General features: G+C 71.9%; 14 protein-coding genes. 7 read left to right on the top strand and 7 right to left on the bottom strand.

All coding sequences use genetic code 11. The features are described from left to right. Positions 1–146 precede the first annotated feature (146 nt). From Q9Q40_02985 to Q9Q40_02955, 7 genes are read left to right on the top strand one after another with little or no spacing between them, the layout of a single operon-like run. Complete coding sequence (locus Q9Q40_02985) at positions 147–1,433, top strand: glycosyltransferase N-terminal domain-containing protein (protein MDQ7006176.1); 1,287 nt, start codon at positions 147–149, stop codon at positions 1,431–1,433. Next, positions 1,430–2,506: a tetraacyldisaccharide 4'-kinase gene (lpxK, locus tag Q9Q40_02980; protein MDQ7006175.1), complete on the top strand. Its 1,077-nt coding sequence runs from the start codon at positions 1,430–1,432 to the stop codon at positions 2,504–2,506. The genes Q9Q40_02985 and lpxK overlap by 4 nt, the downstream gene beginning before the upstream one ends. Continuing rightward, on the top strand, positions 2,503–3,417 hold the full coding sequence (locus Q9Q40_02975; GenBank protein ID MDQ7006174.1) for a lysophospholipid acyltransferase family protein: 915 nt from the start codon (positions 2,503–2,505) through the stop codon (positions 3,415–3,417). The genes lpxK and Q9Q40_02975 overlap by 4 nt, the downstream gene beginning before the upstream one ends. 1 nt (position 3,418) lies before the next feature. Then, a complete protein-coding gene (locus tag Q9Q40_02970) occupies positions 3,419–4,000 on the top strand; it encodes an HAD family hydrolase (protein MDQ7006173.1) in 582 nt (193 codons plus the stop codon). Further along, positions 3,997–5,019, top strand: a complete 1,023-nt coding sequence (locus Q9Q40_02965) for a PfkB family carbohydrate kinase (GenBank protein ID MDQ7006172.1) — start codon at positions 3,997–3,999, stop codon at positions 5,017–5,019. Before Q9Q40_02970 ends, Q9Q40_02965 begins: the two co-directional genes overlap by 4 nt. Then, positions 5,016–5,510 (top strand): adenylyltransferase/cytidyltransferase family protein, encoded by a 495-nt coding sequence (locus Q9Q40_02960; protein MDQ7006171.1) that lies wholly within the window; start codon positions 5,016–5,018, stop codon positions 5,508–5,510. Before Q9Q40_02965 ends, Q9Q40_02960 begins: the two co-directional genes overlap by 4 nt. A gap of 7 nt (positions 5,511–5,517) precedes the next feature. Beyond that, the gene (locus tag Q9Q40_02955; GenBank protein MDQ7006170.1) at positions 5,518–6,771 is read left to right on the top strand and encodes an aminoacetone oxidase family FAD-binding enzyme; all 1,254 of its coding nucleotides are present in this window, start codon (positions 5,518–5,520) and stop codon (positions 6,769–6,771) included. Between the two features lie 51 nt (positions 6,772–6,822). Here Q9Q40_02955 and Q9Q40_02950 read toward each other — a convergent pair whose 3' ends face one another. From Q9Q40_02950 to purB, 7 genes are all read right to left on the bottom strand, one after another. Beyond that, positions 6,823–7,356, bottom strand: a complete 534-nt coding sequence (locus Q9Q40_02950) for a putative metal-binding motif-containing protein (GenBank protein MDQ7006169.1) — start codon at positions 7,354–7,356, stop codon at positions 6,823–6,825. Between the two features lie 240 nt (positions 7,357–7,596). After that, a complete protein-coding gene (locus Q9Q40_02945) occupies positions 7,597–8,100 on the bottom strand; it encodes a ferritin (GenBank protein MDQ7006168.1) in 504 nt (167 codons plus the stop codon). A gap of 92 nt (positions 8,101–8,192) precedes the next feature. Further along, on the bottom strand, positions 8,193–9,080 hold the full coding sequence (locus Q9Q40_02940) for a DUF3179 domain-containing (seleno)protein (protein MDQ7006167.1): 888 nt from the start codon (positions 9,078–9,080) through the stop codon (positions 8,193–8,195). Between the two features lie 182 nt (positions 9,081–9,262). Next, entirely contained in the window at positions 9,263–9,919 is a 657-nt protein-coding gene (gene purN / locus Q9Q40_02935) for a phosphoribosylglycinamide formyltransferase (protein ID MDQ7006166.1), read from the bottom strand. Further along, complete coding sequence (purM, locus tag Q9Q40_02930; protein ID MDQ7006165.1) at positions 9,916–10,977, bottom strand: phosphoribosylformylglycinamidine cyclo-ligase; 1,062 nt, start codon at positions 10,975–10,977, stop codon at positions 9,916–9,918. Before purM ends, purN begins: the two co-directional genes overlap by 4 nt. Then, a complete protein-coding gene (purF, locus tag Q9Q40_02925; protein ID MDQ7006164.1) occupies positions 10,974–12,455 on the bottom strand; it encodes an amidophosphoribosyltransferase in 1,482 nt (493 codons plus the stop codon). Before purF ends, purM begins: the two co-directional genes overlap by 4 nt. 129 nt (positions 12,456–12,584) lie before the next feature. Next, complete coding sequence (purB, locus tag Q9Q40_02920) at positions 12,585–13,889, bottom strand: adenylosuccinate lyase (protein ID MDQ7006163.1); 1,305 nt, start codon at positions 13,887–13,889, stop codon at positions 12,585–12,587. Positions 13,890–13,900 lie beyond the last annotated feature (11 nt).

Raw genomic sequence — 13,900 nt, 5'->3', positions numbered from 1 at the left:
TCCGCGGCCCCGGCGGGCCGGTCTCTGGGGGTCTGCACGGTGCAGGGGCAGCCTGGGAACCGGTGCCCCGCGTGGGTGGGGCTTCAGCATGCGCGGCCGCGGGCCGAACTGCAAGACCCCGCACCCCGGGATGCAGGAGAAACCGGGTGCCTGAAACGCTTTCGGGAGAGGCGCTGCTGGCGACCTGGCGGCTGCTGGCCACGGGCGCAGCGGCGGGGGCGCGGGTCGGCCTGTCCGGCCTGCGCCTGGTGGGCCGGGCCGAGGCCTGTCGGGCGCTGGACGAGCGCCTGGCTCTCGATCTGCCGGGAAAGCTCCCGCCCGGAGCCCTCTGGCTGCACGGAGCGAGCGTCGGCGAAATCCGCTCGATGGGCCGGCTGGCCGACGCCCTGGCCGACGACGGCCCCCTGCTGCTGACCAGCACCACCCGCAGCGGACGCGCCGCCGCCGAGCAGGGCGGCCATCGGGCCCGCCTGGGCCCCTGGGATGCACCCGGCCCCCTGCGGCGCTTTCTCGACGCGATCCGCCCCCGCCTGCACCTGGTGGTGGAGACCGAACTCTGGCCGCTGCGGCTCGAGGCCCTGCACCAGCGCTCGATTCCCGCCATGCTGGTGGCGGCCCGGCTCTCTCCGGAGAGGTGGAAGCAGTATTGGCGCTGGCGCGCGCTCTATCGACGGGTACTCGGACGCTTCGAACGCATTTTTCCCGCCAGCGAGGAAGACCGCCGGCGCCTGCTCGACTTGGGAGTGGCCGGCGAGCGCCTGGGCCCCACCGGCCAGCTCAAGTGGGACGCGGCCCCTGCCCCCCCTCCCCCCGGGGGCGCCGCGTCCGTAGCCACCCTGCTGGGCGTCGATGGGGGGCGCCCCTGGATCGTGCTCGGCAGCGTCCACCCCGGCGAGTGCGCCGCCCTGGCCGGGGGTCTCGACAGGCTGGAGGCGGACGGATCGGCGGTGGGCATCCTGGTCGCTCCCCGCCACCCGCGGCGCTTCGACGCGGTGGCCGCGGAAATCGAGGCGATCGCCCCCGCCGGCGGCCTCGCCCGGCTGTCCGCCGGCGTGCCACCCCGAAAAGCCCGTTGGGTCCTGGTCGACCGCCTGGGGCTCCTGCCGCGGCTCTACCCCCTGGCCCGGGCCTGTTTCGTCGGCGGCACCCTGGTGCCCGTCGGTGGCCACTCACCGCTGGAGGCGGCCGCCGCGGGCTGTCCCCAGGTGGTCGGTCCCTACGACTCCCACCAGCGGGTGCTGACCGAACCCCTCGAGCAGGCGGGCGCCCTGGTGCGCGCCGCCGACGGCGATGCGGTGGTCCGGGCCCTCGAACGCTGGATTCGCGATGATGCCGCCCGCCGCCAGGCATCGGGCGCCGCGCAGCGCGTGGTCGCCGAGCAGCGCGGTTTTTCGGCCACCGTCCTGCAGGCCATCGGGGAGAGACTCCGGTGAGCGGCGCGCGCCATCCCCGCCCCTGGCTGTCCCCCGTGGGCCGGCTCTACCTTGCCGCCGCCGGCTGGCATCACCGGCGATGGGACCGGCGCCGACCCGGCCGCGCCCCGCTGCCGGTGATCTCCCTGGGCAACCTGGCCGCCGGCGGCACGGGCAAGACCCCCATGACCCTCTGGCTGGCCGCCCGGCTCACCGCCGAAGGCCGGAAGCCCGCCGTCGTCTCCCGGGGCTACGGCGGGCGGCGGCGGAAGGATCCGCTGGTGGTGTCTCGCGGAGCCCGGATCCAGGCCACGGTGGACGAGGCCGGCGACGAGGCGATGATGATCGCGCGCCGGCAGGTCGCCGGCCTGGTGGTCGTCGCCCGCCGGCGGCTGGAAGGCTGTGCGCTGGCCCGGGATGAGGGAGCCGACGTGGCGGTGCTCGACGATGGTTTTCAGCACCGCGCCCTGGCCCGGGAGCTGGACATCGTGCTGCTCGACGCCGCCGATCCTCTCGGCGGCGGTCGCGGCCTGCCGGCCGGCTGGCTGCGAGAGCCCCCGCGTGGGCTGGCCCGGGCCGACGTGCTCATCCTCACCCGCGCCCCGTCGGAGCTGGCGGCCCACACCGTTCCCCTGGCCGCCGGCGCCCTGCCCGCGGCCCTGCGGGAGACGCTCGCCGCGCTGCCGGCGGAGCACGTCCCGCCGGTGCTGGCGGCGACCCACCGACCGGGCCGCCTGCTGATCCCCGGCCAGGATCCGGCCCCGCCCCAGCGCCTGGCAGGGGAGCGGGTGCTGGCGGTCAGCGGCATCGCCCGCCCCGAGACCTTTCGCGCCACCCTCGAGGGTCTCCGGGCCCGGGTGCTCGACCACCTGGCCTGGCCCGACCACCACCGCTTCGGTACCCGGGAGGCTGCAGCCATCACCCGGGCCGCCGCCCGCTGCCGGGCCCGCTGGATCGTGACCACCGAGAAAGACGCGGTACGCTGGCCCGAAAGCGCTCCCCGCCCCACCGTCCTGACGGTGGATTTCGAGATCGGCGCGGGCGCCTGGCTGCTCGAACGCTGCCGGCAGGCCCTGGAGGAAAGGACACCATGAGCGACCGGCCGAGCCTGCTGCGACGCCTGGAGGCGGCGATCCTGCTGCCCCTGGCGGCGCTGCTGCGGACCCTGCCGCCACGGGGACGGGTGGCGGTGGGGCATGCCCTGGGCAGCCTGGTCCACGCCCTCGACAGCCATCACCGCAAACTGGCCCGCGACAACCTGCGCGCCGCCCTGGGCGTCGATCCGCCCCAGGCCGCCCGGCTGGCGCACCAGGCCTTTCGGCACTTCGGCCGGGTGGCCGTGGAGTGCCTGGCCCTGCCGGCCTACCTCAGGCCCGACGCCGAGAGCCTGTTCGAAGTCGAGGGACTCGAGCATCTCGCCGCGGCCCACGCCCGGGGTAAGGGAGTGATCGTCTTCTCGGCCCACATGGGCAACTGGGAGCTGGTGGCCCAGCGACAGGCCCTGGCGGGCTTTCCCATGGACTTCATCGCCCGCCCCCTGGACAACCCCTGGCTCGAGGCGGCGATCAACCGCTGGCGTGAGCTCCCGGGCAACCGGGTGCTGGGCAAGCACGGGGCCCTGCGCCGGGCGATGCAGAGCCTGCGCGCGGGACGGGCGCTGGCGATCCTGATCGACCAGAACGTGCGCGTCCCGCCACGCTTCTACTTCCCCTTCTTCGGCCGCAACGCCACCACCACCCAGACCCTGGGCCATTTCGCCCTGCGCCTGGGGGCCCCGGTGGTGCCGGTGGTCTCGATCCCGCGGCCGGACGGAGGCTACCGCATCGTCTACCATCCTCCCCTCGACCTTCCCGCGGCCGAGTCGGGAGATCTCAGGCAGCGCGCCCGCGCTCTGACGGAGGCCGCATCGCGGATGATCGAGGGGTGGATCCGGGACAACCCCGGCACCTGGCTGTGGCTCCACGATCGCTGGAAGAGCCGCCCCCGGCCGGGGGAGGAGGTCTAGCTTGAAGCCGGCAATCTTCTTCGACCGCGATGGCACCCTCTGCCGCGAGGTGGGTTACGTCAATCACCCCGACCGGCTCGAGCTGCAGCCCCGCTGCGCGGAGCTTGTCGCCGAGGTCAACCGGCGGGGCTGGGCGGCGGTGGTCGCCACCAACCAGGCCGGCGTGGCCCGCGGCTACTTCCCGGCCCACGTGCTGGAAGCCACCCAGCGGCGGCTGGCCGGCATGCTCGCCGAGCAGGGGGCGCGGCTCGACGGGCTCTACGCCTGTGTCCATCACCCCGACGTGGGGGGGCCGGGCTACCGCCGGGCCTGCACTTGCCGCAAGCCGGGGCCGGGAATGCTGCTCCAGGCGGCCGCCGAACTGGACCTGGACCTCTCCCGCAGCTACATGGTGGGCGACTCCTTCAGGGACGTGGGGGCGGGGCGGGCCGCCGGCGTGCGTGGCACCGTGCTGCTGCGCACCGGATACGGCCGCGGGGAACTGTTGTGGAAGGGGCCGGCCGCCGGCGTCTGGCCCGACCACGTGGCCGACGACCTGGCCGCGGCCCTGGAATGGATCTTCGAGCGGGAGGGACGGCCGTGAGCGCCCGCAACGCCAGGCCCGGCGCGGCGCGCCTGCTGGCCCGGGTGGAGGCTCTGCCCCACGCCCGGGTGATGGTGCTCGGGGACCCGGTGCTCGACGAGTTCGTCTTCGGGGAGATCGCCCGGGTCTCCCGGGAAGCCCCGGTGCTGATCCTCGACCACCGCGACTCGAAGACCATGCCCGGAGGCGCCGGCAACACCGCGGCCAACCTGGCGGCGCTGGGGGTGCAGGTCGGCCTGTGCGCCCGGGTGGGCGACGACGAACGCGGCGAGGCGCTGCGTGACCTGCTGGCGAGTCTCCATGTCGACGTGGAGGGCGTGATCGCCGAGCGCCGTTACGTCACCCCCTCCAAGAGCCGCATCCTCGCCGGCTCGCCCCACACCGCCAAGCAGCAGATCGTGCGCCTCGACCGGGGGCGCTCGGACTGCCCCCTGACGACCGGGACACGGCGCGCCCTGATCCGCCGCGCCCGCGCCTGGCGCAGGCGGGGGGCGGCCTTGCTGGTGGCCGACTACGGCTACGGCTCGGTGGATCCGGCCCTGGTGACGGAAATCGGTGGCGGCGACGGACCGGTGACCCTCGACAGCCGCTTCGCCCTGCCCGCCTATCGAGGCGTGGACGCCGCCACGCCCAACCTGGAAGAACTCGAGCGAGCCGCGGGAGTGGTGCTGGCCGACGAGGACGAGGCCGGGATCGTGGCCGCCGCCCGCCGCCTGCGTCGTCGCCTCGGGGCGCGGGCGCTGCTGGTCACCCGGGGCAGCCGGGGCATGACCCTGCTCGAGTCGCGCCGCGCCCCGCACACCATACCCGTCTTCGGCAGTGACGAGATCGCCGACGTCACCGGGGCGGGCGACACGGTGATCGCCGTCTTCACCGCTGCCCGGGCCGCCGGAGCCAGTTGGTCCGAGGCCGCCGAATTGGCCAACATCGCCGGCGGGTTGGTGGTGATGAAGCGCGGGACGGCCACCGTCAGCCGGGAGGAACTCGTGCAGGCCATCGAGGGGACCCGGGGAGCATGAACCCACGATCGCCTCAGTCGAAGATCCTCGCACGGGAGGCCATCGCCGCCCGCTGGGCCGAGCAGGGCCGCCCCGGGACGGTGGTGCTGGCCAACGGCCTGTTCGACCTGGTGCACGTCGGTCACGCCCGCTACCTGGCCGCCGCCCGCCGGGCCGGCGACCTGCTGGTGGTGGCCCTCAACTCCGACGACTCGGCCCGCCGCTACAAGGGTCCCGGGCGTCCCCTGCTTCCCCTCGCCGAGCGCATGACCGTCATCGCCGCGCTCGAGGCGGTGGACCTGGTGACCTGGTTCGACGAGCTGTCCGTGGCGGCCACCCTGCAAGGCCTGCGACCCGACCTCCACGCCAAGGGCACCGACTACCGTCCCGAAACCCTGCCCGCCGAAGAGCAGGCCCTGCACCGGGAGCTGGGGATCGAGGTGGTGATCGTCGGGGATCCCAAGGACCACGCCACCACCGACATCATCCGGGCCATCGCTCGAGGGAGCTGACACGCCCGTGCCGCAGGAGGTGGACCTGGCGGTGGTGGGCGCCTCGGCGGCGGGTTTGTGGGCCGCCCTGGCCGCCGCGCGCACCGAGGCGGGGCTGCGCATCGTGGCTGTCGACGGGGCCCGACACCTGGGGGCGAAGATCCTCGTCTCCGGCGGCGGTCGCTGCAACCTGGGGCACCGGCAGGTCAGCGAGCGGGACTACCACGGCTCGACGCCCCCGGCGATCCGCCGGGTGCTGCGCCGCTTTCCCGTCAGCGCCACGCTGGATCGCTTCCGGGAACTGGGCCTGGAGTGGCGCGAAGAGCCCCCGGGCAGGCTCTACCCGTCCACCGGGCGCGCCCGCTCCGTGCTCGAGGCCCTGCTCGATGGGCTCCGGAGCCACGGCGTCGAGCTGCGGCATCCGTTTCGCGTGGAGAGCCTCGAGCGGAACGGGCCCGGCTTTCGGCTCGCCGGGCCCCACGGCATGCTCACGGCCCGGCGGGTGATCCTCGCCACCGGCGGCCGGGCCTTGCCCAAAAGCGGCTCCGACGGCCGGGGCTACGCGCTGGCCCGCGCCCTGGGCCACGAGACCACGGCGGCGATCCACCCGGCCCTGGTGCCCCTGCGGCTGGAGGAAGGCTGCCGGCTGCGGACGATCCCCGGCACCGCCGCCGAGGCCCGAGTGCGGGTGCTGGGCGCGGGCAGGGGCAAGCCGCCCCGGGCCCGGGGAGCGGTGCTCTGCACCCACTTCGGCGTCTCCGGCCCGGCGGTGCTGGACATCAGTCGGCACTACCTGGCGCTGAAGGCCGCGGGCGGCGCGCCGCGGCTCGAGATCGACTGGTGGCCGGCGGGGCGCGACGAGCTGGAAAGGCGACTGCTCGAGCGCCACGGCACGGTGAGCGCCACCTTGCGCGAGCGCCTGCCGACACGGCTGGCGCAGGTGCTGGCCGCCGACGCCGCGGTGGAACCGGGCCTGCCCCTGCACCGGCTGGATCGCAGCGCCCGGCGTCGCCTGCTGGCGGCGGTCACCGGGGGCATCGTGCCGGTGACCGGCCACCGGGGCTGGCACAAGGCGGAGACCACAGCGGGGGGCATTCCCCTCGCCCAGCTTCGCCTCGAGACCCTCGAGTCGCGCTGCTGCCCCGGCCTGCACCTGTGCGGCGAGATCTGCGACGTGGACGGCCGGCTCGGCGGCTTCAACTTTCAATGGGCCTGGTCCAGCGGCGCGGTGGCCGGCGCAGGCGCCGCCCGGAGTCTCTGCCCGCCCGGGCGGGAGTGCTGAGTCGACGCCAGGCCCCACGCCCGCCAGGCCGGAGCGGGAACGACGGCCGGATCAGGGGCAACCGGTCAGCGTGTCGTCCCTGAGGGGGGTTCCCCAGCTCGCCACCAGGCGGGTCGGCCGGCGACCGCGCACCCGGTAGTAGTAGGCATTGCCGAAAGGCGGCGTCTGGACGTCGGTCCCGGTGGTGGTGGCGATGTTGGAAGCCAGGCATTCGCCCCAGGCAAACGAACCCATGGCCAGCAGGTCGCCCGCCTTCCCGCGGGCCAGGTCGTAGCCGTCGGTCAGCGGGGTCGCGTCCCAGAGCAGAGTTTGTCCATCGGCTTCGAAGCGCAGCCCGGCGATCTCCTCCGGGGGGAAACCCGACTCGGCGCAGTCGGGGTCGTTGCAGTCGGCGAGCGTGTCGCAGTCGTTGTCCTTGCCGTCGTCGCAGATCTCCGTCCGACCCCGGGCCACCTCCGGGTCCGAGTCGTCGCAGTCACCACCGTTGCAGGGCAGCACCCCCTCATCGTCGCCGTCGGTCGAGCACTTGCAGTCGACCCGGCCGAAGCGGACGTTGGGAAGGCCGGTATTCTCGGCAAAGACCATCCCGTACGCCTGGCCGCTTCAGGCTGCACGTCGCCGTGCGGAGCCGGGTACCGCCACCTGGACGACCGGGACGCGCCAGGAAAACGCCGTCCTCGAAACTCAATGGCAGGTGCATCCAGACGATCCCGTATGCGTGCCCATTCCCGTGAAAACCCGGTACACCGGACCAGAAGTCCGTCAGACGCGCCCGTGGCGTCGACAGACGTCCCCACCCACCGAGCCGGCCGGTCGGCGAGCCGATCAGGCGGGGCGCTGGAAGGTGCGCTGCCCGAGTTCCCGGTCGAGCATGAACAGGGCCTGGGGAGCATTCTCGATCAGGCGAAGCTGTTGGATCAGCGCGTCGAAGCTGGCCTCTTCCTCCACCTGCTCGGTGACGAACCAGTCGAGGAAGATGCGCGAGGCCCGGTCCTTCTCCACCTCGGCCAGGGCGACGAGCTCTTCAATGCGGCGGCTGACTTCCTTTTCATGAGCCAGCGCCGCCTCGAAGACCTGCAGAGGAGAATCCCATTGGCCCTCGGGGGCGGCGATGGCCCCGAAAGCCACCTCGCCACCCCGTTCGTGGACGAAGTCGTAGGCCTTGACAGCATGCGCCAACTCTTCCTGGGCCTGGATCTTGAGCCAGTTGGCGAAACCGGCCAGGCTCTTGCGGTCGAAGAAAGAGGCCATCGCAAGGTAAAGGTAGGCCGAGTAGAGTTCGGCGTTGATGTGCTCGTTGAATCCCTGCTGAAGTTTGTCGGTGAACATCAGTTCTCGGCTCCTTGGACCGGCTGCGGGGGGTGGCGGCGGGGCTCATTCTACCCTCAGTTGGAGACGGGCCCCATCCGGCGTGCCCCCCCTCAGCGCAGCAGCTTCGAATCCGGGTAGAACGAGACCCAGGCAAACCAGTAGGCCTGGCGCACGACCATCTCCCGTCCTCCCGCCGCTGCTGGATCCCAGGGCCGCCCCCCGGCCACCAGCCGCCCGTCCCGCAGGGCCAGGTCCTCCGGCAGGGCCCCGGCCGGCAGCAACCAGGCGCGCACGCCCTCGTCGCTCTCCCGGAACATCAGCAAGCGCCCACCGTCTTCCGTCTCGGCCACGGCAAAGGGCTCTTTTCTCGAGAGCCGGGCATCGGTCACCGCCACCGCCTCGGCCTCCCAGGCGACGCCCTGCACCATTTCCTTGGCGCCCAGGAGCCGGAGCTGGGCTCGGGTGCGGAAGAGCCCGGCCCGCTCGGGGTCGGCCGCGTACTTCTCGTAGCGCGAACCGGCGACCGGCCGCTGCTTGGCCAGGACAGTGGTCCGGGGGTGCGCGGCGAGCCAGCGCGACCAGGTGGTCTGCACCGAGGGCAGCAGCTCCAGGTGCTTGCCGGCGAACTTGCCCTCGAGGGCCTGACCGGTGACGTGGCTCCACAGGGAGCCCGTTTCCACGTCCTGCATGATCAGGCTGTTGCGCCAGAGCTTGCCGGAAACGATGAAGGTCAGGGTCTGATTACCGATCTTTCGGGCGTGAACCACGCCCGTATGGCACAGCGGTCACCAGGTCGCGGCGATGGCCGCACCTCCCAGCTCGTCGTTGACGATCTCGTGGGCATCGAGCTGCCAGGTGGAGTAGGCCCGGGCCTGCCCGCCGATCACCACGCCGATCACCGGCTCGTCGGCGGCCATCTGCTCGGCCGCCTCGGCAGCGCTGACGATCTTCGGCTCGCGAATCGCGGGTATCGCGTCGGCAGGCAGCACCGTGTACATCGGATCGCCGTCGAAGGTGCCGTGAACCTGCGGCTTGCGCTCGGCCCCGGGGGCCACACTCGCGCAGAGAAAAAGAAGACCGGCTCCCAGGACCGGCACGAGCAGCACACGGGGAATCTTCATGCGGAGCCTCTCCTCGGGCCCCCTTCTGCTGCCCAGTCAAGCCTCTTCGGGCGCCGCCGTCAAGCGTCGGGGCCAGGCACCATCAGCGAACCCGGAGGCTCGACCGCCTCACCCTCGAGCACGGCGCGCCCCTGCTCGACCCGCACCCGGCCCTGGCACAGCCACTTCAGGGCCAGGGGGTAGACCCGGTGCTCTTGCTCGAGGATGCGCGTCGACAAGCTCTGTTCCGTGTCGTCCGGCAGGACAGGCACGGCAGCCTGCACGATGGTCGGACCGTGGTCCACCTGGGCATCGACGAAGTGCACGGTGCAGCCGCTGATCCGCGCCCCCTGCTCGAGGGCCTGGCGCTGGGCGTGAAGCCCGGGAAACGCGGGCAGCAGCGCCGGGTGGATGTTGATCATCCGGCCCGCGAAGCGCTCGACGAAAGCCGCGCCGAGAATCCGCATGTAGCCTGCCAGGCAGACCAGATCCACACCGGCGGCCTCCAGGGCATCAGCGACCGCCCGATCGTGCTCCTCCCGCCTTCCCCGGTAATCCTTGCGATCGACCACCGCGGTGGGCACACCGAAAGACGCGGCCTTGGCCAGGCCCGGGGCATCGGCCCGATCGGCGACCACCAGTGCCGCCTGGGCGGGGATCTCCCCCGCCCGCATGCCCTCGAGCAGCGCCACCATGTTGGAACCGCGCCCCGAGATCAGGATGCCGACCTTCTTCACGCTCCCAGCCCTCCCGCGTAGACCACCTGCCTGTCTCCCTCGACGATTTCGCCCAGCTGCCAGCAGGTCTCCCCCTGCTCCCGGCAGTGGGCGATGGCCGCCTCGGCTTCCTCCGCGGCCACCACGAGCACCATGCCGACCCCCAGGTTGAAGGTACGCAGCATGTCGTCGTCGGGCACCCGGCCGGCCTGCTGGAGCGTGCGGAAGAGGGGGGGGACCCGCCAACTTCCCAAGTCGATGCGGGCGGAGAGCCCTTCCGGCAGGACCCGGGGAAGATTGTCGGTCAAGCCACCTCCCGTGATGTGGCTGAGGGCATGGAGGCGCCCGGAGCCCAGCAAACCTTCCACCGGGCGCAGGTAGCAGCGGTGCACGGCCAGCAGGGCCTCGGCCACGCTGCTGCCCGTCCCCGGCAACTCGTCGTCGGGACCGAGGCCCAGCCTGTCGAAGACGATCTTGCGGGCCAGGGTGTAGCCATTGGTATGCAAGCCGCTCGAACCCAGGGCCAGCAGCCGGTCACCGAGACCGACCCGACTGCCGTCGAGCAGGGCGCCCCGGGAAGCGATGCCCACGATGGTGCCCGCCAAATCGTACTCACCGGGGCGATACATGTCGGGCATCTCGGCGGTCTCGCCTCCCAGCAGGGCGCAGCCCGCATGGCGGCATCCCCGCGCCACCCCCGCCACCACCTGCTCAGCCACCAGGGGGTCGAGACGCCCGACGGCGAAGTAGTCCAGGAAGAACAGGGGCCGGGCCCCCATCACCAGGATGTCGTTGACACAGTGATGGACCAGGTCTTCGCCCACCGTGTCGTGGCGCCCCACCTTCCAGGCCACCATCAACTTGGTGCCTACCCCGTCGGCGCTGGCCACCAGCACCGGATCGTCCACGTCGGCCGGCACACGGAAGAGCCCCCCAAAGGAGCCCAGGTCCGAGAGTACGCCGGCGGTCTTCGTCGAGGCCAGATGATTGCGGATCCTGGCCAGGGCCTGGTCCTGGGCGTCGATGTCGACCCCCGCGTCCCGGTAGGTCATCGCCTCCCGCCGCCGCTCATCGTTCATCGCTTCTTCTCCTGGCGGCTCCCGATGCCGCCGATCTCTTCCACCGATTCGTCGATCAGCCGCATCTCCCGGCGCAACTCGGCGCCGTCGGAGAGCGGCACGGGATAGTCGTTGGTGTAGCAAGCCACGCAGAACTCACCTTCACTGCCCTGCACCGCCCGTGTCAGTCCCTCGAGGGAGAGGTAGCCCAGGGAGTCGGCATGGATGAAGGCGCGGATCGCCTCCACCTCGGTGTGGGAAGCGATCAGTTCCTCGCGACTCGGTGTGTCCACGCCGTAATAGCAGGGCGCCACCGTGGGCGGGCAGGAAATGCGCACGTGGATCTCCCGCGCCCCCGCCGCCCGCACCATGTTGACGATCTTGGCCATCGTGGTGCCCCGCACCAGGGAGTCGTCCACCAGCACAACCCTCCGCCCCGCGATCAGGGCCCGCACGGGATTGAGCTTGACCTTCACCCCGAAGTGCCGGATCGACTGGGTCGGCTCGATGAAGGTACGGCCCACGTAGTGGTTGCGCACCAGGCCGAAATCGAAGGGGATCCCCGAGGCTTGGGAGAAACCGATCGCCGCCGGGACACCGCTGTCGGGCACGGGGACCACCAGGTCGGCTTCCACTGCCTGTTCGGCGGCCAGCCGGCGCCCCATCGCCCGGCGCACATCGCCCACGCTGCGGCCGTAGACGTAGCTGTCGGGCCGCGAGAAGTAGACGTACTCGAAAATGCAGGGAACCGGCCGGGCCTCCGGGAAAGGGTGAAACGAGGCTTCCTCGTCGCCGGGCCCGAGCACCAGCATCTCACCGGGCGCGATGTCCCGCTCGAAACGCGCGCCGATCAGGTCGAACGCGCAGCTCTCGGAGGCCACGACCGGCGCCCCGTCCGGCAGGCGGCCCAGCGAGAGGGGACGGAAGCCCCGCGGATCCCGGACGACGATCACCCGGGCCTGGTCGGCCACCACCAGCGAGTAGGCTCCTTCCACCTGTCCCAGGGCCTCGGCCAGGGCGTCTTCCAGGCGCGTCGCCCTCGAGCGGGCGATCAGGTGCAGGATGACCTCGGTATCGGAAGTGGTGCGGAAGATCGATCCTTCCCGCACCAGCTTCGAGCGCAGGGTCAGGGCGTTGACCAGGTTCCCGTTGTGGGCCAGGGCCACCGGCCCCCGACGGTGGGTCATGCGCAGGGGCTGGGCGTTTTCCAGCACCGAGCCGCCGGCCGTGCCGTAACGCACGTGACCGATGGCGTGGGTCCCGGAGAGCTCCTCGAGGCGCTCGGGAGTGAAGACATCGGCCACGTAGCCCATGCCCACCGAGCGGCGGATCCGCTCCCCGTCACCGGCGGCGATGCCCGCCGACTCCTGCCCGCGATGCTGCAAGGCGTAGAGGGCGAGATAGACCAGGTTCGCCGCCTCCGGATGGCGAAACACCGCCGCCACGCCGCACTCGTCGCGAAAGCCGTCCGGCCCGAGCCTGCCTCCGCCATCCGTCATCGCACCGCTCCGTGGGAAAGGGCCATTCTAGCAGCCCGCTCCCAAGGCCTCTTTCACGCCGGGCCCGGGTCTCCGGAGGCCCCTCGCCCCGGAAAGACTTGACGACGGACGGCCGGAGGCAATCGGCCCTCAGCCGAGTACGGCCAGCCCGCGGCGCAGGATGTTGGGCACCCAGCGCAGCAGGCGCTTGAGGGAGAAGGCCCGGCGCACCCCCGCGGTCCCCAGCAGCTCGACGATCTCCGCGTCGCCCAGGCAGGCCTCGAGCAGGCCCGGATGCTCGCCGGCCCACACCGCCATGGAGTTGCGCTGCACCAGGGCGTAGGCGTCCTCCCGGGTCAATCCCGCCTCCACCAGGGCCAGCAGCAGGGTCTGGGAGAAGATCAGCCCCTTCGAACGCTCGAGAGTCCGCGCCATGGCGTCCGGGTAGACGTGCATGTCCCGCACCACCCGGTTCATCCGGCCGAGCATGAAATCGAGCAGGATGAAGCTGTCGGGAATGATCACCCGTTCCACCGAGGAATGGGAGATATCCCGCTCGTGCCACAGGGCGATGTCCTGCAGGGCCGCCAGGGCGTTGGAGCGCACGACCCGCGCCAGGCCCGTGGTGTTCTCGCAGGCGATGGGATTGCGCTTGTGAGGCATGGCAGACGAGCCCTTCTGCCCCTTGCGGAAGGGCTCTTCCACCTCCCGCACCTCCGTACGCTGGAGATGGCGGATTTCCGTGGCGATGCGCTCGAGGCCCGCGGCCAGCAGGGCCAGGGTGGTCAGCACCTCGGCGTGACGATCCCTGGGAATCACCTGGGTCGCCACCGGCTCGACCTTCAGTCCCAGCTTTTTCATAACGGCCTTTTCCACCGCCGGCGAGAGCTGGGCGCAGGTGCCGACGGCGCCGGAGAGCTTGCCGTAACGGATGGTCTCCCGGGCCCGAGCCACCCGCTCGCGGCTGCGCGCCATCTCGGTGGCCCAACCGGCGATCTTCAGGCCCAGGGTGATCGGTTCCGCATTGACCCCGTGAGTCCGCCCCACCATGGGCTGTCCGGCCCAGCGCTCGGCCTGCTCCCGCAACACGACGATGAAAGCGTCGAGATCCTCGAGCAGCAGGTCGCAGGCCTCCACCATCACCAGGGCCAGGGCCGTGTCCACCACGTCGGAAGAGGTCAGCCCCAGGTGCAGGTAGCGACCCTCGACGCCCACCTTCTCGGCCACCGAGGTGACGAAGGCGATCACGTCGTGATTGACGGTCTTCTCGATTTCCAGCGCACGCTGCAGATCCACGCGGGCGCGGCGACGGATGGCGCGCAGGGCCTTGGCGGGCACCTGGCCCCGCTCGCAGAGCACCTCGGTGGCGGCCAGTTCCACCTTGAGCCAGGCTTCCAGCCGTGCCTGGTCGGTGAAGAGTCGGCCCATCCTGGGACGGGTGTAGCGTTCGATCATCGTGGTTTCCC

It is taken from the genome of Acidobacteriota bacterium (genome assembly GCA_030949985.1).
Lineage (GTDB): Bacteria > Acidobacteriota > Polarisedimenticolia > J045 > J045 > JALTMS01.
The sequence above is the reverse complement of the archived record's forward strand: the minus strand, read 5'-3'. Positions and strand labels throughout refer to the sequence as shown.